Source organism: Pelotomaculum propionicicum (assembly GCF_004369225.1).
Lineage (GTDB): Bacteria > Bacillota > Desulfotomaculia > Desulfotomaculales > Pelotomaculaceae > Pelotomaculum_B > Pelotomaculum_B propionicicum.
This window is the reverse complement of record NZ_QFFZ01000186.1, coordinates 1-356: the sequence shown is the minus strand read 5'-3', so window position 1 is coordinate 356 and position 356 is coordinate 1. Positions and strand designations below refer to the sequence as shown.

Annotated in this window: 1 protein-coding gene; it reads left to right on the top strand. The window is 53.1% G+C overall.

Annotated elements, in window-relative coordinates:
* Window positions 1-131: 131 nt before the first annotated feature.
* Window positions 132-356 (top strand): hypothetical protein (locus Pmgp_RS19440; protein WP_205078123.1); only part of this gene is annotated, 225 nt, incomplete at its 3' end.

Below are 356 nucleotides of genomic sequence, written 5' to 3'. Positions count from 1 at the left end.
TTGGGAGAAACCGCGGGACGGGGACGAATGGATCGGTATACCCAATATTTATCTTGCCCCAAGCATATTTACGTGTATCCGCTTCGCCGGGACTTCCGGGCGATTTTATGCGGGGAAAGCAGGGGCGTCCAATGAGCGAATCCATACGGCCGACGGTCGCCGATTTAACACGCCCTGAGCGAAGAAGAGAACAACGGGAGTTGAAGGAACAGCGAAAAAAACAGGGGACGCCTGCGATGACGCTTCCCAACCGCAAGAGCGGCTTGAAAACGGTGGATGAAGAGAAAACGGTCATTCAACGAATAACTGAAGAGAAGCTGAAAGTGTATGGACAACTGCTGCCGGGGTTGCTGAAG